23 protein-coding genes are annotated in these 22026 nt (G+C 71.6%); 15 read left to right on the top strand and 8 right to left on the bottom strand.

The features are described from left to right. Positions 1 to 12 precede the first annotated feature (12 nt). From Afe05nite_RS32085 to Afe05nite_RS32035, 12 genes are all read left to right on the top strand, one after another. A complete protein-coding gene (locus Afe05nite_RS32085; protein ID WP_239118339.1) occupies positions 13 to 444 on the top strand; it encodes a phage tail protein in 432 nt (143 codons plus the stop codon). Continuing rightward, positions 441 to 800 (top strand): hypothetical protein, encoded by a 360-nt coding sequence (locus Afe05nite_RS32080; RefSeq protein ID WP_239118338.1) that lies wholly within the window; start codon positions 441 to 443, stop codon positions 798 to 800. Before Afe05nite_RS32085 ends, Afe05nite_RS32080 begins: the two co-directional genes overlap by 4 nt. Continuing rightward, entirely contained in the window at positions 782 to 967 is a 186-nt protein-coding gene (locus Afe05nite_RS45000) for a DUF6760 family protein (RefSeq protein ID WP_369076814.1), read from the top strand. The genes Afe05nite_RS32080 and Afe05nite_RS45000 overlap by 19 nt, the downstream gene beginning before the upstream one ends. Next, the gene (locus Afe05nite_RS32075; protein ID WP_203821001.1) at positions 960 to 1412 is read left to right on the top strand and encodes a phage tail protein; all 453 of its coding nucleotides are present in this window, start codon (positions 960 to 962) and stop codon (positions 1410 to 1412) included. Before Afe05nite_RS45000 ends, Afe05nite_RS32075 begins: the two co-directional genes overlap by 8 nt. A 1483-nt stretch (positions 1413 to 2895) precedes the next feature. Beyond that, the gene (locus Afe05nite_RS32070; RefSeq protein WP_203821000.1) at positions 2896 to 3873 is read left to right on the top strand and encodes a hypothetical protein; all 978 of its coding nucleotides are present in this window, start codon (positions 2896 to 2898) and stop codon (positions 3871 to 3873) included. A 17-nt stretch (positions 3874 to 3890) separates the two neighbouring features. Then, positions 3891 to 4571 carry a CIS tube protein gene (locus Afe05nite_RS32065; RefSeq protein ID WP_203820999.1) on the top strand — a complete coding sequence of 227 codons (681 nt, stop codon included), beginning with the start codon at positions 3891 to 3893 and terminating at the stop codon, positions 4569 to 4571. Then, entirely contained in the window at positions 4564 to 6213 is a 1650-nt protein-coding gene (locus Afe05nite_RS32060; protein WP_203820998.1) for a VgrG-related protein, read from the top strand. Before Afe05nite_RS32065 ends, Afe05nite_RS32060 begins: the two co-directional genes overlap by 8 nt. A 16-nt stretch (positions 6214 to 6229) precedes the next feature. Beyond that, complete coding sequence (locus Afe05nite_RS32055; RefSeq protein WP_203820997.1) at positions 6230 to 6622, top strand: PAAR domain-containing protein; 393 nt, start codon at positions 6230 to 6232, stop codon at positions 6620 to 6622. Continuing rightward, positions 6622 to 7029 (top strand): GPW/gp25 family protein, encoded by a 408-nt coding sequence (locus Afe05nite_RS32050; RefSeq protein WP_203820996.1) that lies wholly within the window; start codon positions 6622 to 6624, stop codon positions 7027 to 7029. Before Afe05nite_RS32055 ends, Afe05nite_RS32050 begins: the two co-directional genes overlap by 1 nt. Continuing rightward, positions 7026 to 8984 carry a putative baseplate assembly protein gene (locus Afe05nite_RS32045; protein ID WP_203820995.1) on the top strand — a complete coding sequence of 653 codons (1959 nt, stop codon included), beginning with the start codon at positions 7026 to 7028 and terminating at the stop codon, positions 8982 to 8984. Before Afe05nite_RS32050 ends, Afe05nite_RS32045 begins: the two co-directional genes overlap by 4 nt. Next, positions 8981 to 9544, top strand: coding sequence for a phage tail protein (locus Afe05nite_RS32040; protein ID WP_239118337.1), 564 nt, complete (start codon positions 8981 to 8983; stop codon positions 9542 to 9544). The genes Afe05nite_RS32045 and Afe05nite_RS32040 overlap by 4 nt, the downstream gene beginning before the upstream one ends. Beyond that, entirely contained in the window at positions 9537 to 10043 is a 507-nt protein-coding gene (locus tag Afe05nite_RS32035; protein WP_203820994.1) for a zinc-ribbon domain-containing protein, read from the top strand. Before Afe05nite_RS32040 ends, Afe05nite_RS32035 begins: the two co-directional genes overlap by 8 nt. A gap of 34 nt (positions 10044 to 10077) precedes the next feature. On the opposite strand, the gene Afe05nite_RS32030 is transcribed toward Afe05nite_RS32035, so the two are convergent. The 4 genes from Afe05nite_RS32030 to Afe05nite_RS32015 form a co-directional block, all read right to left on the bottom strand. Next, complete coding sequence (locus Afe05nite_RS32030; RefSeq protein WP_203820993.1) at positions 10078 to 11130, bottom strand: DUF2293 domain-containing protein; 1053 nt, start codon at positions 11128 to 11130, stop codon at positions 10078 to 10080. 10 nt (positions 11131 to 11140) lie between these two features. Then, positions 11141 to 11575 (bottom strand): hypothetical protein, encoded by a 435-nt coding sequence (locus Afe05nite_RS32025; RefSeq protein ID WP_203820992.1) that lies wholly within the window; start codon positions 11573 to 11575, stop codon positions 11141 to 11143. Between the two features lie 86 nt (positions 11576 to 11661). Continuing rightward, positions 11662 to 12294 (bottom strand): peptide chain release factor H, encoded by a 633-nt coding sequence (gene prfH / locus Afe05nite_RS32020; protein WP_203820991.1) that lies wholly within the window; start codon positions 12292 to 12294, stop codon positions 11662 to 11664. After that, positions 12291 to 13367: an RNA ligase RtcB family protein gene (locus Afe05nite_RS32015; protein ID WP_438869242.1), complete on the bottom strand. Its 1077-nt coding sequence runs from the start codon at positions 13365 to 13367 to the stop codon at positions 12291 to 12293. Before Afe05nite_RS32015 ends, prfH begins: the two co-directional genes overlap by 4 nt. A gap of 306 nt (positions 13368 to 13673) precedes the next feature. On the opposite strand from Afe05nite_RS32015, the gene fxsT reads away from it, so the two are divergent. Next, a complete protein-coding gene (gene fxsT / locus Afe05nite_RS32010; protein WP_203820990.1) occupies positions 13674 to 16589 on the top strand; it encodes an FxSxx-COOH system tetratricopeptide repeat protein in 2916 nt (971 codons plus the stop codon). Between the two features lie 515 nt (positions 16590 to 17104). Further along, positions 17105 to 17782: a hypothetical protein gene (locus tag Afe05nite_RS32005; protein ID WP_203820989.1), complete on the top strand. Its 678-nt coding sequence runs from the start codon at positions 17105 to 17107 to the stop codon at positions 17780 to 17782. On the opposite strand, the gene Afe05nite_RS32000 is transcribed toward Afe05nite_RS32005, so the two are convergent. Then, the gene (locus tag Afe05nite_RS32000) at positions 17783 to 18268 is read right to left on the bottom strand and encodes a serine hydrolase (protein WP_203820988.1); all 486 of its coding nucleotides are present in this window, start codon (positions 18266 to 18268) and stop codon (positions 17783 to 17785) included. An 18-nt stretch (positions 18269 to 18286) separates the two neighbouring features. Beyond that, on the bottom strand, positions 18287 to 18880 hold the full coding sequence (locus Afe05nite_RS31995) for a TetR/AcrR family transcriptional regulator (RefSeq protein WP_203820987.1): 594 nt from the start codon (positions 18878 to 18880) through the stop codon (positions 18287 to 18289). A gap of 91 nt (positions 18881 to 18971) precedes the next feature. On the opposite strand from Afe05nite_RS31995, the gene Afe05nite_RS31990 reads away from it, so the two are divergent. Continuing rightward, positions 18972 to 19832 (top strand): alpha/beta fold hydrolase, encoded by an 861-nt coding sequence (locus Afe05nite_RS31990; RefSeq protein ID WP_203820986.1) that lies wholly within the window; start codon positions 18972 to 18974, stop codon positions 19830 to 19832. A 4-nt stretch (positions 19833 to 19836) separates the two neighbouring features. Here the strand turns inward: Afe05nite_RS31990 and Afe05nite_RS31985 are convergent, their stop codons facing one another. After that, complete coding sequence (locus Afe05nite_RS31985) at positions 19837 to 20856, bottom strand: aldo/keto reductase (protein ID WP_239118336.1); 1020 nt, start codon at positions 20854 to 20856, stop codon at positions 19837 to 19839. Between the two features lie 52 nt (positions 20857 to 20908). After that, positions 20909 to 22021 carry an FAD-dependent oxidoreductase gene (locus Afe05nite_RS31980; RefSeq protein ID WP_203820985.1) on the bottom strand — a complete coding sequence of 371 codons (1113 nt, stop codon included), beginning with the start codon at positions 22019 to 22021 and terminating at the stop codon, positions 20909 to 20911. Between the last annotated feature and the right edge of the window lie 5 nt (positions 22022 to 22026).

Genomic DNA, 22026 nt, shown 5'->3' with positions numbered 1-22026 from the left:
GAGGAGGGCCTCGTGCCTGATTTGATGACTACCTTCTCCTTCTTCCTCGAGATCGGGGGAGTGGAGATGGCGAGCTTCCGCAAGTGCTCCGGGGTCGAGTCGGAGACCGAGATCATCGAATACAAGGAAGCCACCAAGGACGGGAAGATGCTCATCCGGAAGGTCCCGGGGGCGATGAAGTGGAGCGACATCACCCTGGAACGCCGGATCGACGAGTCCAAGGCCCTGTGGGAGTGGCGTAAGCAGGTCGAGGACGGTGACGTCGACTCGGCCCGCCGGGACGGCTCGATCGTCATCAAGGACTCGATGAAGACCGAGGTCGCCCGCTGGAACTTCGAGAAGGGCTGGGTCTCCAAGTGGACCGGCGCCGAGCTCGACGCGGGCAGCAACGAGATCGCCACCGAGAAGATCACGATCACCCATGAAGGGGTCCACCGGGCATGAGTGGTTTGCAGACCGAGTTCCCGTTCACGCTGCCGAAGGGCTACGTGGACGAGGACGGCACGCTTCACCGCACCGGCGTGATGCGGCTGGCGTGCGCCCGCGACGAGATCGAGCCGTTGCGTGACGGCCGCGTGAAGGAGAACGAGGCCTACGCGACGGTGATCGTGCTCGCCCGGGTGGTCACCCAACTCGGCACCGTCTCCCGGATCACCACCAAGACGATCGAGTCGCTGTTCGTCTCGGACTTCTCCTACCTGCAGGACCTCTATCGGATCGTCAATTTCCAGGACCCGAGCATCCTCGAGGCCCTGGAGCCGGGCACCCCTTTCCCGCGGACATCCGTGGAGGTGGGTTAGGGCACTACGCCCAGGACGAGCTGTGGCAGGAGATCGCGTTCCTCGCGTACCACCTGCATTGGGATTTTGATCGTCTGCTCGACCTGGAACACGGTGACCGCATCCGCCTCCTGCGGGAGGTGGGCGGCCTGAACGAACGCGCGTGGCAAGGAGTGGCCGGTGGCTGACGACATCATCCGACCGCCCTTCGTCGGCAAGTTCCACTTCAAGATCGGTGACCTGGACATCGGCCAGTTCACCGAGGTGACCGGCCTCGCCGTGTCCATCGACGTGGAGGAGCTGGCGGAGGGCGGCCAGAACGCGTACACCCATAAGTTGCTCGGCCGCATGCGCTGGCCGAACATCGTGTTCAAGCGCGGCCTGACCAACTCCGACGCCCTGTTCACGTGGCTGTCCGGCTTCTCCGGTGCCGGCCTGAACGGCAACAGCAACAAGATCGTCCCCGAGACCGGCTCGATCACCGTCGTCCACCAGAACGGCAAGCCGTTCCGCAGTTGGTCCCTGATCGGCGTGAAGCCCATCAAGTGGAGCGGCCCCCGCCTGGCCGCCTCCTCCCGCGACCTGGCCGTAGAGGAGTTGGAGGTGTGCCACAGTGGCTTCACTGTCACCTAGCGGCGCGCCCCGCCCTCCCCGCCCCCTCCGTCCGCTTCGCCGCGCCGCCCGCTTCCTGGCCCGCCTGCTGCCCCGGTCCCTGCGACCGGGGCTGACCGCTTCCACCCACCCCGCACCGGGCCCCCCGGTAAGCGCCGGCCTGACCGACGGCCTGCGCGTGCGCACCTCCTGGTCGGCCCTGCGCTGGTACCAGGCGAGGCGCCCACAGTCGCCCACCCCGGTCTCCCGACACATCCCCCTCGCCCGCCGCCGGCCCGCCGCCACGCCGCACCCGGGCTCCCCCGGCTCCGGCTCGCTCAGCTCCGGCTCGCTCGGCTCCGGCTCGCTCGGCTCCGGCTCGCTCGGCTCCGGCTCGCTCGGCTCCGGCTCCGGCTCGCTCGGCCCGGGATCGCTCGGTGGTGCGTCGCATCGGCCGGGGGTGATGGGTGCCGGAACGCGTGACCGGATGCTCGCGCGCTCGTCGATCACCGCCGGCCGCGCGGCGCTGATCGGCGCACCAGCCGGCGGCCCGGAGGTGCGGCCCGGCAACGAACTTGCCATGGGCCCCACGCTCGGACTGCTGGCCGGCCTCGGCGCAGGCATGTCGGACCAGGCCCGGGTCGGAAATCTGCTTGCGCGCGACGCGGTCGGGGGCGCAACCTCCGGAGGGGGACCTCCGACTCCGGCCGGGTGGGCGAGCGATGGTGGTCGTGCCGGTGCCACGGGGCACGATCGGGGGCGCGGGCACGGTGACCATCCGGCGCATGGCGCGGCCGGTCACCACCACACCCACACACCCGCCTCGCGCAGCCCTGCGCTCGCTTTCCGCAGCTCTGCGCCCGCCTCCACGCGCGCTTCCGGCAGCTCTACGTGGGGCGCCCACGGCCCTTTCCTTCCTGCTTATGACCGATATTACGGACATGGTCCTGGCGGGTTCGCCCGCGAGCGAGCCGCCGGACCGGCTGGCAGCGGTCTCGCCGGCAGTGGTCTCGCCGGCAGCGGACCCGCCGGCAGCGGTCTCGCCGGCAGCGGACCCGCCGGCAGCGGTCTCGCCGGCAGCGGGCCGGGCGCCGGAGCGGGATGGGGGCCGGGAGCCGGAGCGGGGATCGGCCCGGGAATCGGGGCCGCTTCGGGCGCGCTCGGTCGGCTCGGCTCTGTCGGGGACGGTCCCGATGTGAGCTGGTCCGAGGTCGGTGGACTGACCCCGTTCGGGCTGGCTGCGCTCGGGCCGACCGCACAACGGCGCGGCGGCCCGACCGAACCGTCCGGCCGAGGCGCGGGCGTAGGCGCAGGCACGGGGATAGGCACCGCATCCGCGGCCGGATCGCCCGGTGACGCGCTCGGAGCCGGCCGGTCCACAGTGGCGGTGACCGGCCCCGGAGCTGACGCCGCCGGCCGAGTTCACGCCGGGTTGGGCCACGCCGGAATGGGCCACGCCGGAATGGGCCACGCCGGGAGAGGCGAGCTCGGGCGGTCGCTTGTGGTGCGACCGGGGGACGGGCCGGTGGTCAGCAATCCGGAGCCGGCGTCGGACTTCCGGGTTCTCGGGGCGGCCACGCTGCCGCCGGGGAGCGTTCCCGATCCCGGCGGGGCTGTCAGCGTCGGGCCGTCGGCGGGGGTTCGGGTCGGGGCGGGAAGTCCGCGGGAACGGTGGGAAGCAGCGGTGGCCGCCCGGCCCCTCGAGTCACCTCGGGCGCTGCCGGGGGTGCTGCACGCGATGGCTTCGGCGCTCAGTGGGCGGGCTCGGCCGCCGCTCTACACGACCGGGCCCAACACCCGGCACGCGCTTGCCGTGGCGGGGGCGCTCGGGGCGACGACCGGGACGGTGGTGCATCTGCCGGCCGCGCCGCCGTCCGGGCCCGCGGTGTCGGCTGTGCTCGCCCATGAGCTCATGCACACCCGCAGCCCGGTGCGGCGGCCGCGGTTCCTGCTCGACGGCGCTTCCGGGCTGCTCGACGATGACGAGCGGCAGGCGCTCGCGGCCGGGAAGCAGGCGTTGACCACCGGCGCGGGGATCGTCGACTCGCTGCCCGTCGGCGGGGGGATGGGCGCGGTCGGTGAAGTGGCCACCCGGGCGGCGAAGGCCGCGGTCAGCGAAGCGGCCGGCGACGCCTTCTCGAGCCTGGGCGGCATGGCCGGCAGCGGGCTGGGCGGCATGGCCGGCAACGGCCTGGACGGCATGGCCGGCGGTGCCCGGCAAGACATGAGCGGCCTGCAGGACAGCGGCGGCGGACGGCAAGGGCTGGGCGGTCGGCAAGGGCTGGGCGGCGGTCTGCAGGACATGGCGGCCGGCGGGATGCAGCAGGCGGCCGGCGCGGCCGCCGGTGGGGCTCGGTCGGCGCTGGAACACGCCGCGGGGGGCAGCGGGATGGCGGGGGGCGGCAAGCCGGGGCTCGACGCGGATCAGGTGGTCGAGATCGTGGAGCGGCGGCTGCTCCGGGAGATCGAGCGGCGCGGTGGCCGGTGGGCGGGGATCTTCTAGATGGCAGGTGAGTTCTGATGACGGGAGTTCCGGCGGCGCCGGCCAAGGCTGAACTGCGTACCGAACTGAAGGATGTCATTCCGTTCCTGTTCAACCCGGCGGAGTTGACGATCACCAAGTCGGCGTCGTGGCAGGCGGCCGACAACAAGGGGGCCAACGCGCCGCTGTTGCGCTTCCAGGCGGGGCAGCCGGGCACGCTCGCGTTGAGCATCACGCTCGACACCACCGACAAGGGCACGTCGGTCACCGAGCACACCGACAAGCTGATGAAGCTGGTCGCGGTGGACAAGAAGCTGCCCGCCTCGGACAAGAACCGCAACAACTTCCGGCCGCCCTGGGTCACGTTCCACTGGGGGCCGCTGCAGTCGTTCAAGGCCGTGGTCGAGCGCCTGACCCTGAAGTTCACCTACTTCGCGGCCAGTGGCATGCCGCTGCGGGCCAAGGCCGATCTTGCCCTCAAACAGTACGAGGACGAGGAGGTCAAGCCGCTGCAGAACCCGACCTCGCACACGCCTTCGCTGCAGACCGTGCACCGGCTGCAGCACGGCGAGACGCTCGACCGGCTGGCCGCCAAGCATTACGCCGACTCGACCCGGTGGCGGCTGATCGCCGAGGCCAACAACGTGGTCGACCCGCTCGCGCTGGAGGCCGGCATGCTGCTGATCATTCCCGAGTTGCCGGTGCGGCGCCGTGGCTGAGCAGAAACGGCGGCTCGACGGGGCGCAGCTGACGGTGGACGGCCGGCCGCTGGCGCCGGAGAACTATCCGCGGCTGACGCTGGTGCGTGTCGAGGAGTCGGTGCAGCTGCCCGACTATTTCGCGATCCACTTCGACGACCCGCACTTCGAGCTGTTCGACAAGGGGACGTTCTCGATCGGCACCCGCGTCGAGATCGCGTTCCGGGCCGAGGGCGACCCGGTGGTCGTCACCTCGGGGGAGATCACCGCGATCAGTGTCGAGCCGGGGTTGTCGGGGCGGCACGAGCTGGTGCTGTCCGGTTTCGATCTGACCCACCGGCTGGCCCGGGTGCCGAAGTCGCGCAGTTTCCAGCGGGTCACCGACGCCGACATCGCGTCCCGGATAGCCGGCGAGTACGGCCTGGACGTGGATGTGGACGCCACCGGCGCCACCCACGACTACGTGCTGCAGGCCGGTGAGACCGATTACGCGTTCCTGCGCCGCCGCGCCGCCCGGATCGGCTTCGACGTGTGGGTCAGCGAGAAGAAGTTCTACTTCAAGAAGACCCCGAGATCAACGGCCACCCCGCCCAAGCTGACGTACGGGCAGAACCTCGCCAGGTTCGCGACCCGGTTCTCCGCCGCCGAGCGCAGTGACGAGGTGGAGATCCGCGGCTGGGACCAGCTCGGCAAACAGGCGATCACCGGGCGTGCGGACCGCGCCGACCCGGGCACCGACGCGCCCGCCGCCCAGGAGATGACCGACGCGGCCCGGCGGGCGTTCGGCCGGGTCAAGCGCAACGCCGGCCAGTTCCCGGTGACCGACCAGGCCGAGGCCGACGCGCTCGCCGGCTCGCTGCTGCTGCGCGCGTCCGGCGAGGAAGTCGTGCTGCGCGGCGAGGCGATGGGTGACCCGCTGATCGGGGCGGGCGCGAAGGTGCACATCGAGGGCGTCGGCTCGCGGATGACCGGGCACTACCGGGTGACCCAGGTCGAGCACTCCTACGGCGCGAACCGGCCCTATCTGACCCGCTTCACCTGCGGTGGCAAGGAGCCGGCCGGCCTGGCCGACCTGACCGGTGCCGGCCGCGGCCCGGCGAAGGCCGGGTGGGCCGGTCTGGTCGTCGGGATCGTGACCAACAACGACGACCCCGAGAAGCTGGGCCGGGTCCGGGTCAAGTTCCCCACCCTGTCGCAGGACGACGAGAGCGCCTGGGCCCGGATCGCCACGCCCGGCGGTGGCCGGCGGCGGGGTCTGCAGTGGATCCCGGAGGTCGACGACGAGGTGCTCGTGGGCTTCGAGCTGGACGACACGACCCGGCCGGTGGTTCTGGGCGGACTGTGGAACCGGCGCGACGCTCCGCCGGAGCCGGGCGCCGCGGACCGGGGCGAGGTCAACAAGCGGATGCTGGTCAGTCGCCAGGATTCCCGGCTCGTCTTCGACGACGACCGGCTGGAGATCGATCTGCTGCTCGGCGGCACCCCGTGCGCGCTGAAGCTGGAGAAGTCCGAGTCGTCGCTGACTGGCGACCAGAAACTCGTCGTCACCGCCACCCAGATCGAGATCAGGGCGACGTCGAAGCTCACCCTCTCCGGCGCCCAGATCGAGATCAACGCGTCCGGCCCGCTGACCGCGGCCGGCAAACCGATCAAGCTCAACTGAGGGAGGGTACGGACCCATGCCGCAACCGGCCGCACGGCAGAACGACCCGGTCACCGGGACCGACATCCACATCCTCCTGGTGCCGTCGCCGGGTGGGCCGGTGCCGACCCCGACGCCGCTACCGTTCGCGGGACAGTTGATGCTGAGCCTTTCCACCGACGTACTCATCAACGGGTTGCCCGCCGCGACCCAGGGCAGCGTCGCGCAGAACATGCCCCCGCACCTCGCCCCGTCGCCGTTCAGCAAACCGCCGACAAACCAGGGCCGGGTGCTCCTCGGCTCGCCGACGGTGCTGGTCAACGGCAAGCCGCTGGCCCGGCTGGGCGATCAGGTGGCCACCTGCAACGACCCGGTCGACGCGCCGACCTGCGTGATCAGTGCCGGCTCACCCGACGTGCTGGTGGCGTGATGGCCAACGACGACTTCATCGGCAACGGCTGGGCGTTCCCGGCCGCGATCAACCGCAACGGCAGCGTCCGGCTGGTCACCGGCACCGAGGAGGTCGACGCGGCGATCCGGATGATCCTGTCGACGGTGCCGGGGGAGCGGGTGATGCGGCCCGAGTTCGGCTGTTCGATGTGGGAGCAACTGTTCGCCCCGCTGACCGCGGGCACGCTCGGCCTCATCGAGCAGGCGGTCAAGGAGGCCCTGGAACGGTGGGAGCCGCGCATCGAGTTGCAGGCCGTGACGGCCGACGGCGAGCAGTCGACCGGGACCGTACACATCACTGTCGCCTACCGCGTGAAGTCCACGAACGACGTACGAAATTTGGTATTTCCGTTTTATACGATTCCCACCGAGGAGCCGGCGCCATGAGCCTGCCCGCACCAAATCTCGACGATCGCCGTTTCCAGGACATCGTCGACGAGGCGAAACGGCGGATCAACCGGCTCTGCCCGGACTGGACCGACCACAACGTCTCCGACCCCGGCGTGGCGCTCGTCGAGCTGTTCGCCTGGATGACCGAGATGACGCTCTACCGGCTCAACCAGGTGCCGGACCGGCTCTACGTCAAGTTCCTCGAGCTGGTCGGGGTGGAGCTGTTCTCGGCCGTGCCGGCCCGCGCCGACCTGCTGTTCCGGCTGACCGCGGCGCGCGAGGACGTGGTGCGGGTGCCGGCCGGCACGCAGGTCAGCACCGAGCGGCGCGACGACGAGGCGCCGGTCGTCTTTCTCACCGACTCGGAGCTGCAGATCCGGCCGCCGAAGCTGATGGCCTGCCTGACCCACACCGGCGACCGGTACGCCGACCACTGGGAGGAACTGCGGCGCGAGGCGGCGACGGTGCAGCTGTTCCCGACGCTGCAGGTCGACGAGGCGGTCTATTTCGGGCTCGAGGAGTCGGCCGCCGGCAACCTGCTGCGCCTCGACGTCACCACCGGTCCGGAGGGCGCCGGTGTCGACCCGCGCCGGCCGCCCCGCGTGTGGGAGGCGTGGGACGGCACCGCCTGGAAGAACGTGCGGATCCTCGACGACACCAGCGCCGGCTTCAACTCCACCGGCGAGGTGACACTGCTGCTGCCGATGCGGCACGAGGCCCTCGCGATCGGCTCGAAGCGGGCGTTCTGGCTCCGCTGCCGGCTGGTGCAGCCGGTCGAGGGCCAGCCCGACTACACCAACCCGCCGATCCTCGAGCGGCTCGCCGCGGTCGCGCTGGGCGGCGCCGTCCCGGCCCACCACGCCGAACCGGCCCCGGCCGAACTGCTCGGCACCAGCACCGGGCGGCCCGGCCAGGTCTTCCAGGTACGCCGGGTGCCGGTGCTGCCGCGGCGCTTCGACGAGACGGTGCGCGTGGTGCTGCCCCGGCACGAGCGCGCCGGCGAACCCGAGGAGCAGGAGTGGACCGAGGTCGCCGACCTCTCCGACGCGGAGGAGGACGACCAGGTCTTCACGTGGTCCGGCGCGACCGGGGAGATCCGCTTCGGGCCGCGGGTGCTCGACCGGGAGGGCCGGGTCTGGCAGCACGGCGCGATCCCGGCGATCGACTCGCAGCTCTACGTGACCGGTTACCGCTTCGGCGGCGGGCGGCGCGGCAACGTCCCGGCCGACCGGCTCACCGTGCTGCACACGTCGATCCCGTTCGTGGCCGGGGTGACCAACCTCGACGCGTCCACCGGTGGCGTCGACGCCGAGACGGTGGAGAACGCGAAGGTGCGCGGGCCGATGCTGCTGCGCGGCGGCCGGCGGGCGGTCACCGCCGAGGATGTCGAGCGGCTCACCCTCGACGCTGCCCCGAGCGTCGCGCGCGCCCGCTGCCTGCCCCCGGACAATCCCTCCGAACCGGCGCGCCTGCTGGTCGTTCCCCGAGTCGATGTCGCTCCGGAGAATCTGACCCTGGACGATCTGGCCCTCGCCGAGGAGCTGGAGGAGACGATCAAGGCCTATCTGGAGCCGCGGCGGCTGCTCACGATGCGCCTGCGCATCGACGCACCGCGATATCAGGGGGTCAAGGTGGTCGCCGAGGTGCGGGCTGCGCCCGGTGTACGCACGGAGACCGTGCGCGAACGAGCCGAACGTGCCCTCTACGAATACCTGAACCCGCTGACCGGCGGCCCCAGTGGACAGGGCTGGCCGTTCGACACCGACCTGCGCCTCGGCGACGTCTACGGCGTGCTGCACGGGTCGTTCGGCGTGCAGGGTGTCGAGGCGGTGCACTTCTTCTCCGCCGACCTGCGCCGCAAACGCACCCTCGACCAGGTGGAACAGCGCTTGCGCCTGTTGCCGGAGGCGCTGTTCATGTCGTATGAGCATCGGGTGGTGGTCCAGCAGTGACGATTTCCGCGTCTCGTGGCCGGCTCGTCGACCAGTTGCCCCGCGTGATGGCCGCCGACCCGGTGCTGCGTGACTTCGTGACCGCTTTCGAACAGGTGCACGACACGGTCCGCGAACGCATCGACGCCATCGAGTTCCAGATGGACACCGGGCTGGCCAGCCCCGAGATGCTCGCCTACCTGGGCTCCTGGCTGGGTGTCATGCTCGAACCGACCGACCCCGCCGACTACCGCCGTTCGCTGGTGCGCGAGGTCGGCAAGCTGCTCGGCTGGCGCGGCACCCGCTACGGCGTCGAGGCGCTGCTGCAGGCCGCGACCGGCGCCCGGGTGACGGTCATCGACGCGGGCGGGGTCTACGGCAGCGGCGACCAGGTGCCGCCGCCCGACCCGGTGGTGGTCGTCCAGATGGATCACACCGGTCACCTGACCGAGAAGCAGGTGATGGCGTTCCTGCAGAGCGAGGTCCCGCTGGGCGCCCGCATCCAGTTGGACGTCCGATTCCAGGCGCAGCCGGCCCGCGGCCGTGCCCGCCCACCCGGCAGTGGAGGCGAGAGTGCCTGAGACGTACGGCCAGGTCCGGCAGATGCCCTGCCCGGACTGCGGCAACCCGGTGATGCCCGATCGCGACCAGTTGTGCGCCAACTGCGGCTACCCGCTGATGTTCCTGCGCAAGGGCGGCGGCACCGACGACGCCGGCGCCCAGGCGATCCCCCGCAAACCGAACGAGGCCGCCGACGAGACCAGCCTGCGCGCGGTGCCGCAGCCCGTCCCGCGCACCGACACCCGCCAGTTCCCGGCCACGAACTACGGTGCGCAACGAGGACAGGCCCCGTGCCGCAGTTGTGGTTACCCGAACGAGGCGGCCCGGGTCCGGTGTGAACGGTGCGGTTTCGAACTGCGCCCGGCCCGCCCGAACGCCCGTACCCTCGCCCCGGCGATGGTCGCCCGCCCGCAGCCGGTCGCCCGGAGCTGGGGCTGGCTGCTGATCCTGCTCATCGTCCTGGCCGGGCTGTCCGTGCTGACCCTGGCCGCCACCCTGGTCTGGTATTACCTGGGCTGACGGGTTCGGGCCGCGCCGGTCCGGGGCCCGGCGCTCAACCGCGCCAGCGGGCCAGAACCTCGTCGATCCGGTCGCGGATCCGTTCCCGCGCCTGGTCCCTCGGCACGCCGGTCATCAGCAACTCGTCGTAATCGGTGTCCTCGTGCCGGACCGAGGCGACGACGGCCCGGGTCACCGCGTTCGGGTCGAGCTCGCGGGCGGCGGCGCTGCGGCCCACGCGACCGCTGCCCCGAGTGCCGGTGTGCCGGCCGATCTCGGCGGCCCGGGCCGGCGGGCAGCCCGGGAACAACCGGCCGATCTCCTCGGCCAGTTGCTGCTGGAACGTCTCATCGGCCGACTCGCGCCGCTCCCGGTCCCGCTCCCGGCGACGGGCCCGCGCGTCCTCGTCGGACAGGCACAGCTGCTCGGCCTGTTCGAGCGCGGTCTGCTCGACGAGCAGGCCCTGCCGCTCCTGGCGCCGGCGGGACCGGCTGAACCTCACCACCACCGCGGACAGGCGGCTCGCCTGTTTGGCCCGGCGGGTCAGGGCGGCGTCGCCGGCCGGCAGGAACACCAGATGATCGAGGTCGGCGCAGGTGAGGCAGAGCGGCCCGGCATCCTCCATGATCAGCATGTCGGCGTGGGTCTGCCCGCACCCGGTGCAGGTGAACTCGCGAACCGGTTGCACCACCACCAGGTCGGGGGCCTTGCTCTGCCGGGTCGTCAGCCGCTCGCGCTGCTTCGCCGGCAGGTCCGCGCGCGTCCAGTGGGTGCGGTACGCCACCTCCCGGGCCGGGTCGGCGCCGGCGGTGAAGACCAGCGGGCGCCGATCGCGGGTGGCGGCCAGATATTCGACCTCGCTCGGGTGCAGCCCGCCGGCCGAGACCCATCGGTGCAGGATCTCCAGCGCGTCGGCGATCCGGTCGGCCGAGACCGCCGCGGTGCCCTCCAGCAGCGGCGCACGCCCCTGCCGCCACATCGTCACCGAGCCCGGGGTCAGCCAGCCGATCTCGGTCAGTACGTCGAGTGGACTCACGTAACGCTGTCGCTCGAGCACCCGCTCAGCGGCGGTCACCACCCGGCGTTCCAGCTTCGAGGCAGGCCGCATGGCCGGCAGGCTACCCGCGGTCGGCGCCGGCCGGTGGGGGCGGGGCGACCCGGTGGCGCCTCGGCTGAACCAGGACCGAAGCCATGCTCAGCTGCACCACGAGCGCCGCCGTGACCTCGCGCATCGGGGTGTGCGGGGACAGGAACAGGGCCGGCGGGAGCACGAAGGACAGCAGAGCGAGCGAACGGAACCAATACCACGGCAGGTCGGCCAGCACCCGCAGCAGACCCGGGAAGGTGCCGAAGCCCGCCGTCAACAGAGCGAGGACCGGCCCGCCCCAGCCCAGGATGACCAGCAGCCCGGCGAACTGGAACGGCCCGACCCACGCCACCGCGGCCGCACTCAGTACCAGGTAGAGCCCGGCGTGCGCGCCGAGCCAGGCGTTGGCCGGCAGCTCCTCGGTCCACCGCCGGCAACCCCGGACCCGCAACGCGTCGACGCTCATGCCGCGAGCCTACGAAACGCACGCTCGCCCGGCGGGTGGGCCGGCCGCCAGCCGGGGTCCGGCTCGGCGATCTTGCTGAAGGGCCGTCAGGTGGGCCGCTCGATGCGGGTCGGGTTGCCGCGGACCAGGTCGTCGTGCACCTGCCAGCGTGCGGTGACCGCGGCCTGGGCGGCGGACTGGTTGCCGTCGGCGATCTTCGAGCGCAGCAGTTCGACGGCGAGGCGGCGGTTCTGGCTGAGTTGCCGCTCGGTGTCGACCACGACGGTCAGGCCGGTGGGGCGGTGGGTGGCGCGTACCGCCGTGCTCGCCTTGTTGCGGTGCTGCCCGCCCGGACCGCCGGTCCGGCAGGGCACGAGGTCGACGTCGGTCTCCGTGAACGCCGTGGTGGCGACCTCCGGGTCGACCGGCTGCGAGATGACGTACCAGTTCTTGCGCCCGACCTTGCGGTAGGGGCTGGCCGCCCGCCAGCACAGGGTGCCGCTCCAGCTCGCGGCGAACGCGGCGGCGCCCGGCCCGTCGATGCGCACCAGCACCGACCGCAGGGTGCCGGGCCGGTCGCCGGGCACCGACTCGACGCGGGCCACGGTGATCTCGGGGCGCCCGCGGGCGGCCGGGCCGTCGGCGGTGGCCGAGGACTCGAGCCGGCGGGTCAGTTCGGCCACCGCCCAGGCGCATTCCAGCGGTCCACGGCCGGCTGACAGGAGCAGGTGCAGGGTCATCGGCGTACCCGATCGGCGGTCTTGTAGGTGACCAGCGGAACCGTCGCGGCCAGCGGCGTCGCCAGACCGAATTCGGTCAGGTCCCCCACCACCTGCTCGATCTTCTTGTACGCCGTGGGCGCCTCCTCGAACAGCAGCTGCCGGTCGCCGCACACCACGAACGAGCCCACCGGGGTACGCCGCAGCTCCTCCACCGTGTGCTTGGCCCTGCCCCGGCGCAGGGCGTCGGAACGCGACATCTTGCGCCCCGCCCCGTGCGCCACCGACCAGCCCGCCTCCGGGCCGGCGTGCCCGCGCACCAGGTAGGAGCGGGTGCCCCGGGTGCCGGCGATCAGCACGTCCCGGCCGTCGCCGTTGGCCGCGCCCTTACGGTGCAGGTAGCCGCCGTCCCGCCACTCCACGAGGTTGTGACACTCGTCGACGATCGGGTCGGCCGGGTCGGCGCCGAGGGCGCGCGCCACGCGGGCGGCCATCAGCCGCCGATTGAGCGATCCCCACCGCACCGCCTCGTCGTGCGCCTTCAGGTAGTCGGCGGGCGAGGCCGCGGGCCCCGCGCCGTGCTGCGACGTGTGCTCGCGCAGAATGCTCTCCCCGAGACCACGGGATCCGCTGTGCACGATCAGCACCAAGCTCCCCGGGCCGGCCGGCGGCGATCCGGCTCCGACCGGCTCGACCCGGGCCAGCTCGACGAAATGGTTGCCGCGGCCGACGGTGCCGAGGCCGGCCAGGTGACCGAGCGGGACGTCGCGGCCGACGAAGTCCCACGCCGGGTCGTCCGGTGCGGGGGAGTGGTCGAGATCGGGAAACCGGCCCGCCAGTTTCTCCGGGACGGGCCGTTTCAGCGAGATCGGGAAAACGGCGATGCCGCACCCGATGTCCGAGCCGACCAGGACGGGATAAAGGACCTCGGAATGCATGGCGGCGCCGATCGGTGCGCCCTTTCCGGGGTGCAGGTCGGGCATGCCGGCCACGTGTCGCATGCCGTCGAGGGCGGCCACCTGGTGGCACTGATCGACGGCGGCGGACTCGATCCAGCTGGACGCGGACGCGAAGACGCGAACGGAAGCAGACAAAAGAATGACGCTCTTTTCGAAAGCGGGAAATCACCGCAAAGCTCGGGGTCGAAAGTCAGCGCGTCATGCCGACAAGGATCGCGGAGCGGCGAACCAGGGGCAATCGAATTACCGACGAGCTCGGTGGCCCGGCCGCGGCGCGGGGTGCCGAGCGTCACGGTCGGTGACCGGTCTCGGTGATCTTGCGGAACGAACTTTGTGGATGTTCGGGCCCTCGAGTCGGCTTCCAGCCTGCTTTACGCCAAGCGATTCCGATATTCTTCGGGCTCAGGGATTTGCCAAACCCGCTCGGTGAAAAGAGAAGCTGTGTCCGATCCGCACACTCCTCTCCTCGAGGCGCTTCTCCAGGTGCCGGGTCTCGAGAGGCGCGACACCCGGGACGCCCGCATCGCCGAGCTCAGCCGCACGCTGACCCGCGACTTCGCGTTCGAGCGCTCCGACGTGCCGCGCGACGACCTGGCCGCCCTGCTCGAGGTGTTCGCCACCGCACCGGCCGACCTGCGGGTGTTCGGGGAGATCATCGCACTGCGGCATCCGGGTGCGCAGGCGCAGCGGTTCGCCGAGCTGACCGTGGTCCGGCCGCGCTCGGCCCGCCGGCACGTCTACCGCCCGGAGGAGCGGATCATCGGGGACATCCCGATCCGCAACCGCAACTTCACCGGCCGCGTCGAGCTGCTCGAACGCCTCGGTGAGGCCCTCGAGACGGCGCTGGAGCGGGGCACCCAGACGTCGGTGCTGCCACCGGCCGTCAACGGCATGGGCGGTGTCGGCAAGACCCAGCTGGTGACCGAATACGTGCACCGCCACCTCGATCAGTACGACCTGATCTGGTGGATCCCGTCGGAACAGACGTCCACCGTCCTGGCCGCGCTCACCCAGCTCGCCCAGCGCCTCGACCAGCCGGTCGCCGACGACCAGCAGGAGACCGCGCGTACGGTGCTCAACTGGCTGGCCGGCAGCGACCGCGAGTGGCTGCTCGTCTACGACAACGCCGACGACCCGGTGAGCCTGACCCCGCTGCTGCCGACGACCGGCGGCCACGTGATCGTGACGACCCGGAACGATCAGTGGAGCCGCATCGGCATCGCGATCGAGGTCGACATCTTCCGTCGCGACGAGAGCGTCGAGCTGCTCTTCAAGCGCACGACGGATCAGAACGGCAAGGGCACGGTCAGTGCCGCCGAGGCCGACCAGCTTGCCGACAAGCTCGGTGACCTGCCGCTGGCCCTGGAGCAGGCGGCCGCGTGGTACGTCGCGACCGGCATGCCGATCCCCGAATACCTCGAGCTGCTCGACGACCGCATCGAGCTGCTCGACGAGGGCCGCCCGCCGAACTATCCGCTCTCGGTGGCCGCCCTCGTGGCCGTCGCGCTGGAACGGCTGCGCAACACCGACGAGGCGATCGCCCAGCTGTTCGCCCTGTTCGCGTTCCTCGGCGGTGACGGCATCCGGCAGTCGGTGCTGCGCCGCGGCAACAACGCCGAGCTGTCCTCGCCGCTCAAGGAGTCGCTGCGCAGCCCGATCCGCACCGGCCAGCTGGTGCGCGAGCTGCGCCGCTACGGCCTGGCCCGGACGGTCAGCCGGGCCCCGTCGTCGTCCACCCCCGAGGCCGCCGACAAGTCACCCCGCCTGCAGGTGCACCGGCTCGTGCAGCGCGTGCTGCGCGACACCCTCGACCCCGAGCAGCGCGAACAGACCCTGCTGAACGTCCAGAACCTGCTGGCCGCCGCGGCCCCGGGCGACCCCGACGAGATCGGCGAGCTCGACCTGCAGGCCGAGATGGGCCCGCACCTCCGCACCGCCGACATGATCCACGCCCGCTCGGCCGACGGCCGCCAGACCGTTCTCGAGTACGCCCGTTTCCTCTACCTGACCGGTGACTACCAGAGCAGCCGCGCCCTGGCCGAGGAAGCCGCCCGGGAGTGGGCCCAGGCCACCGGCGGCGAATACGATCTCGGCCCCGACGGTCAGGCGACGCTGCTGGCCAAGTCCCAGGTGGCCAACGCGACCCGCGCTCTCGGGGACAGCCGCACCGCCAGCGTCATCCTGGAGGAGGCCTACCAGGGGATGCTGGCCAGCGCCAAGGTCGGCCCGGAGCACGAGTACACCCTGGTCACCAGCAACCAGGTCGGCCACGACCTGCGCATCGCCGGCAAATATCAGGAGGCCCTGGAGTTCGACGAGGGCAGCGTCGAGGCCCACCGGCGCGCCTTCGCCGAGGACGAGGTCTACATCCTGCGCGCGATGGGCAACCTGGCCGTCGACTACCGCCTCATCGGCGAGTTCGCCGCCGCGCTCAGGCTCGACGAGGAGATCGCGTCCTACTACGCCGACGCCGGCGTGATCGACCTGCAGGTCATCCACATGAACATCAACGTGGCCCGCGACTACTACGGCCTCGGCCACTATCGCGCGGCGATCCAGCGGCTCGAGGAGTGGATGCCGATCCAGGACCGCATGCTCGGCAAGGGCCACCCGTCGGTGCTGCTGGCCGAACGGACCCACGCCATCACCATGCGCAAGCTGGGCCGGCTGCGGCCGGACACCCGCCCCGGCCACGAGACGCCCGGCGCGCTCGACCTGATGCGCGAGGCCCGGGATCGTACGGTGCGCAAGTTCAACCCGAACCACGAGCACGCGATCGCCGCCAACATGAGCGTGGCCAACGCCCTGCGCCAGACCGGCCAGTACGCCGAGGCGTCGAGCCTGATCGACGAGGCGCTGACCCGCTACCGCAAGGACTTCGCGGTCGACCACCCGCTGACCCTGGCCGCCGAGGTCAATCAGGCGATCCTGCTGCGAGCCACCGGCGACGTCGAGCGGGCGCTCGCCGTCGACGAGACGACCTACGCCAAACTCCAGGCCAAGCTGGGCGCGAAACACCCGTACACGATCTGCGCCGGCACCTCCCTGGCCACCGGTTATGCCTTGATCGGCCGGGCGCCGCAGGCGCTCGCCCTGACCGAGCGAATGGTCGAGATCAGCGCGAACGACGCCGAAGGCGAGCGAGCCCGAGGCGGCGCCGACCACCCGTACGTCCTGATGCGCACGGTCAACCTGGCCCACGACGTCCGCGCCGCCGGTGACGAGGACCGAGCCACCGCCCTGTTCGACGACGCGGTCGGCCGCCTGAAGGCCCTGCTGGGCCCGGAGCACCCCGAGGTGCTCGAGGCCACCGCCGGCCGGCGCCTGGAGAACGACATCGAGCCGCCGCCGACCTAGGAGGGCATCTGATCTCAGCCCTGGACACCTGATCACGAAGGGTGTCTGGCTGTCGACGCTGCTTGCCGGGCTGAAATCCGCCGGCCCGTCAGCCGCGTCGGCGTGTATTCAGCGGCCCGGGGCTCTATCGATGTTCGGCGGCAGGGAAACCAAATTGATTGTCGGGCTGGTGCCGACGCGCGCCCGTCGTGCTTGGGCGGCATTGGGGCCCGACATCTTGGCCGAGCGTCAGCTGAGGTCGCCCACGTACCCTTCGTCTTCGAGCACCTGGTGTGCCTGATCGCCGCCGCCGATCCCGCCGAGCATCACGAGACGCTGGGCCCACGCAAAATGGATCGCGCGGTGTCACCCCGCCCCCGAGTCCGTCGACCGATCTCGGCGATGGGGCGGGACGGCGCAAGAGGCGCATGGATGGTTTCCGAGGGCCGGCTGTCGCGTTGCGCTTGCCGTTGACGTGGATCTCCCGGACGCTCGGCCGGTGAACGGGGCCCGGGTCCACACCGCACACTCGTCGCGTGAGCAGCAAGGCGATCTATCTCACCGCGATGTTCAGCGGAATCATCACCGTCATCCTGGTCTTCGTCCTCCTCTACGTGCGTAAGCACCAGGAGAAGTGGACGATCATGTCATTCGTGGCCGCTCTCCTGTTCGGCTTCGCCACGGTCGCCCAGGTCGTCCTGGCCGCGTCGCCGCCGGGGTCGGGCGGGTCCGGATCCGGCGGATCGGGGTCGGGCGGATCGGGGTCGGGCGGATCGGGATCCGGTACGCCGGCCGCGCCGACCGCCGGGCCGGTCACGTCGGATCCGGCGTCGTGCCCGACGGCGGGTGACCTGCGCTATGAGCTCGTCGCGACGCGCGACGGTGCGCGGTCGGTAAAGGTCACGGCGAAGGCTTCCGGGCGGCCCGAACCGGGGCTCACCTATTGGTTCGTGCTCGAAGTGGATTACGGCAACGGCAACTCCGAGTTCTACCCGCGCCAGACGATCACCGCCTGTCCGTCGCCCTTCCAGGTGGGGATACCGGCCGAGGCAGACCCCAAATATGTGCGGCGTGGCCGGGTCTACGGCCTCGACAGCACGTTGAACGCGCAGGCCGAGGTCCTGGTCCAGCGGCAGACCACGACACGCGTGGACGACTTCTTCAAGGATGCGCCCGGCAAGCCGGTGTCGAACGAGGTGTCGTTGCCGTTCTGATCAGCCGTCGCCTCCGTCGCCCGGCTCGACTCCGGTGACCGCCGGCATCTCGCGGCCGATCATTTCCGGCAGTGGCACGTCGTCGCGGTTGGTGAGGATCACGCCGACCCAGTCGGTGTCGGGGTAGATGCTCCGGTTGGTGCCGACGCCAGGGTTTCCGCCGGCGCGCTGGAGCGCCCACTGGTCGCCGACGATCTCGGCCGGCGGGCCGTAGGTGCCGAAGGCCGCCGGGCCGAGCGGAACCTTGGGACCGAGCAGCACGTCCGCCCAGGGCCGGTCCAGGAGCGTGCCGTCGCGCCGGGCGCGGGCGAAACGGACCAGGTCGGGGGCGGTGGCGAAACCGCCGTCCCCGAGGCTGTCGATGAAGGCGCGGCCCGGGTTGCGCCCGCGGAGATGATCGTACGGGCCGCGCGTCGGTGAGCCACTACGGCCGGGTGCGGGAAAGCCGTCGCCGGCCGATACCCCGTGGGGTCTGCATGCCTCCACCGAGGACGATCGAGCGTCTCAGCGGAACACCCGATCGAGTTGCGCGTCGACGAGGGCCAGCGCCTCCTCGGCGGTGTAGAGGCCGACGAGAATCGGCCCGATCAGGCCCTGGGTGAGGAAGTAGAGCGCCGGCGCCTCGACGTCGGGATCGCTGCCGTCGCGCAGTTCGCCCAGCTCGGACGCTTGGCGGAAGTTGGCGACCGACACCGTCAGGATGCGGCCGTAGCCGTCGCGGAGCTGGTCGGCGAACGCCGGCGTGACGGTCGCGGCCGAGAAGAACGCGATGTTGACGCATGCCTCCTCCCGGCCGGCCGGGTCGACCGGCAGCATCACCGCGGTCGCCGCCCGGATCAGGTCGCGGCGGGCCGGCGCACGCAGCGCGGCGACGGCGGCCTGCAGACGGCCCGTCACCCGTTCCCGCATGTGCGCCAGCGCGAACAGCAGCATCTGCTGTTTGGCCGGGAAGTAGTGCTGCACGGTGCCCATCGACACGCCTGCCTGCTCGGCGACGTCGCGCAGGCTGACCGCCTCGAAACCGCGGGTGCCGATGACGGCGAAGACCGCCTCGGCCAGCTGGCGGCGGCGCTGCTCGTGATCGACCTGCTTGGGCACGCCCCGAATCTATCCCATGCGGTCGCATTGCCAACCGACGCCGTACATCGTTACCATGCGAGTGCATTATAAAAACGGGGAAGGACGAACAATGCCTGTCGAGTACGCCGTGAACGGCCCCGCCAAGATCGCGTACGAGACCTTCGGGACGGGCGGCGAACCGCTGCTGCTCGTGCTGGGGCTCGACTATCAGATGGTGTGGTGGGACGACGCGTTCTGCGAGCGCCTGGTCGACGCGGGCTTTCACGTCGCCCGTTACGACAACCGCGACACCGGCCTGTCCACGCACTTCCCGCAGCCGGCCGGCGGCAGCCCGTGGCGGGCGCTGCTCGGCGGCACCAAACCCGTCTACACGATGGCCGACATGGTCGACGACGGGCTGGCCGTGATGGACGCGCTCGGCTGGACCGCCGCCCACGTCATCGGCGGCGCGTCGGCGATCGCCCAGGGCATGGCGCTGCTGCACCCGGCGCGGGTCCGCGGCCTCACCCTGTGCATGAGCAGCCCGGCCACCGCCGGCATCCTGCGCACCCTGCGCTATCTCAAGTTCGGCATCTTCCGCGAGTTCCGCAAGCTGCCCAAGGCCACCACGCCGGAGCAGGAGATCGACAACATGGTGCGGCTCTACCGGGCCCAGGCCTCACCCGGCTACCCCTTCCCCGCGGAGTGGGTACGCCAGGTCGCGACGCTCAGCCACCACCGGGCGCCGAACAACCCCGGCACGACCCAGCGCCACCTCGCCGCGGGCCGGGCCACCAAGCTGCCGCCGCTGTCCGGCCTCACCGTGCCCACCCTGGTCGTCGCGGGCGCCGAGGATCCGATGCTCAAGCCCAGCGCGGGCCGTGATCTGGCGGCCCAGATCCCCGGCGCGCGACTGGTCGAATACCCCGGCGTCGGCCACGACTGGCCCGAGGGGATCTGGGACGACGTGATCTCCCGGATGCCGCGCTGAGGCCTCAGATCTTCCGGGCGCGCTGCGCGATCCCCTGCGGACCGTACGGGTATTCGCCGATCACCGGGGTGCTGGCCTCGGTGAGCAGTTCCGTCTCCTTCTCCGACAGGTGCAGGCCGGCCGCGCCCAGGTTGTCCTCGAGCTGGTCCAGCGTGCGGGCACCGAGGATCACCGAGGTGACCGCGGGCCGGTCGGCCAGCCAGGCCAGCGACACCTGCGACATCGACACGCCGCGTTCCTCGGCGACCTGGCCGACCGCTTCGAGGATGCGCCAGGTGCGGGTGTCGGAGTTGCGCGGACCGTACGCCTCCATGCCGCGACCCGGGTCCTCACCGAGGCGGGTGGCGCCGGTGGGGGTGGCGTCGCGCCGGTACTTGCCGGTGAGCCAGCCGCCGCCGAGCGGCGACCAGGGCAGGATGCCGATGTTCTCGTTGCGGCACACGTCCACGAGCTCGAACTCGATCTCGCGGACCAGCAGGTTGTACTGCGGCTGGAGGGTGACGATCGGGGCGAGCCCGCGGACCTGGCTGAGTAGCGCCGCCTTCTGCAGCTGCCAGCCGAGGAAGTTGCTGACGCCGGCATAGCGGATCTTGCCGGCCCGGACGGCGTCGTCGAAGAACGCCAGCGTCTCCTCGATCGGGGTGAGCGGGTCCCAGGCGTGGGCCTGGTAGAGGTCGATCGTCTCGACACCGAGGCGGCGCAGGCTCGCGTCGAGCGCCCGCGACAGGTTCACCCGGGTCAGCCCGGCGCTGTTGGGGTCCTCGCCCATCGGGAAACGGCCCTTGGTGGCGATGACGAGCTGGTCCCGTACCCCTGGATGGGCCTTGAGCCATCGCCCGATCACCTCCTCGGAGGTGCCGCGGGAATAGACGTTCGCGGTGTCGACGAAGTTGCCGCCGACCTCGACGAAGCGGTCGAGCTGGGCGTGCGAGACCTCCTCGCTGCTCTCGTTGCCGAACGTCATCGTGCCCAGACAGAGCGACGACACGATCGTGCCGGTGCCACCCAGGGTGCGGTACTCCATTTGCTGCTCCTCATGCCTCGATCGACCCCCAGAGTCCCCCGGGCGGCGGCGGTTAATCCACTCCGGCGTGCTTCGGGGTGAAGAACCGCACGATGTCCTCGGCGGCGGTGGGGGACAACATCATCGCGTGCACCCGCGCGGACCTCGCCGCGATCGGGTGGATTCGAGCAAACATCGCCTTCTCGTACGCCCGGATCGCCGCGCCGGGATCGGACGGCTCGGCGGCGAGCTCGCCGGCCAGTTCCGCGGCGTCGAGCATGGCCTGGTTGGCGCCCTCGCCGACGGGCGGCATGAGGTGCGCGGCGTCGCCGACGAGGGTGACGCCCGGCCGGTGCGCCCAGCCGGTGCCGGTGGGCATCGCCTCGATCCGGTGCGGGGCCGGCGGGCCGTCGGCGGCCTCGATGAGCGCGGTGAGGCCGGGGTCCCAGCCGGCGAACATCTCCAGCAGGCCACGCTTGCTGCGGCAGGCGTCCAGGTCGCGGTCCGCGGGCAGCGAGACCCCGACCCGCAGGTCGCCGTCGCCGAGCCGTTGCGCCGACAGGACCTGGCGCACCCCCATGGCCCACAGGTTGCCCGGCCCGACCAGGTCGGCGAGCTCCGGGTGGCGCCGGGCGACGTCACTGACGGTCAGCTCGACCACGATGGACACGGGTGCCGGGCGTACGTCGGTGAGCAGCGGCCGGACCGCCGAGCGCGCCCCGTCGGCGCCCACCAGCAGGTCGCAGCCGGCCCGGTGACCGCCGTCGAACTCCAGCTCGAAGCCGCCGCCGGGCCGGGGCGCCGCCGCGACGAGCCGGCGCTGCCAGGCCACCGTGCCGTCGGGCAGGGAGTCGAGCAGCAGGTCGCGCAGGACGGTGCGATCGATCTCGGGACGACCGGCGAACGAGCCGGGCCGGGGCAGGTGGTGCACGAGGGTGCGGCCGGCCGGGTCGAGGATGCGGTGTTCCTCGCCCTCCGGCCGCGCCTCGGACTCGAACCGGCCGATGAGTCCGGCCCGGTCCAGGGCGTGCTGGCCGGACTCCGGGTGCAGGTCGAGCATGCCGCCCTGGGAGCGGGCCGACCGGCCGGCCTCGCGTTCGTAGACCACCGCGCCGATGCCGTGCCGGTGCAGGATCCGGGCCAGGGTGAGGCCGCCGAGGCCGCCGCCGGCAATCGCGATTCGCATGGTCA

It is taken from the genome of Paractinoplanes ferrugineus (assembly GCF_016862195.1).
Lineage (GTDB): Bacteria > Actinomycetota > Actinomycetes > Mycobacteriales > Micromonosporaceae > Actinoplanes > Actinoplanes ferrugineus.
This window is presented reverse-complemented; position numbering and strand designations above follow the sequence as displayed.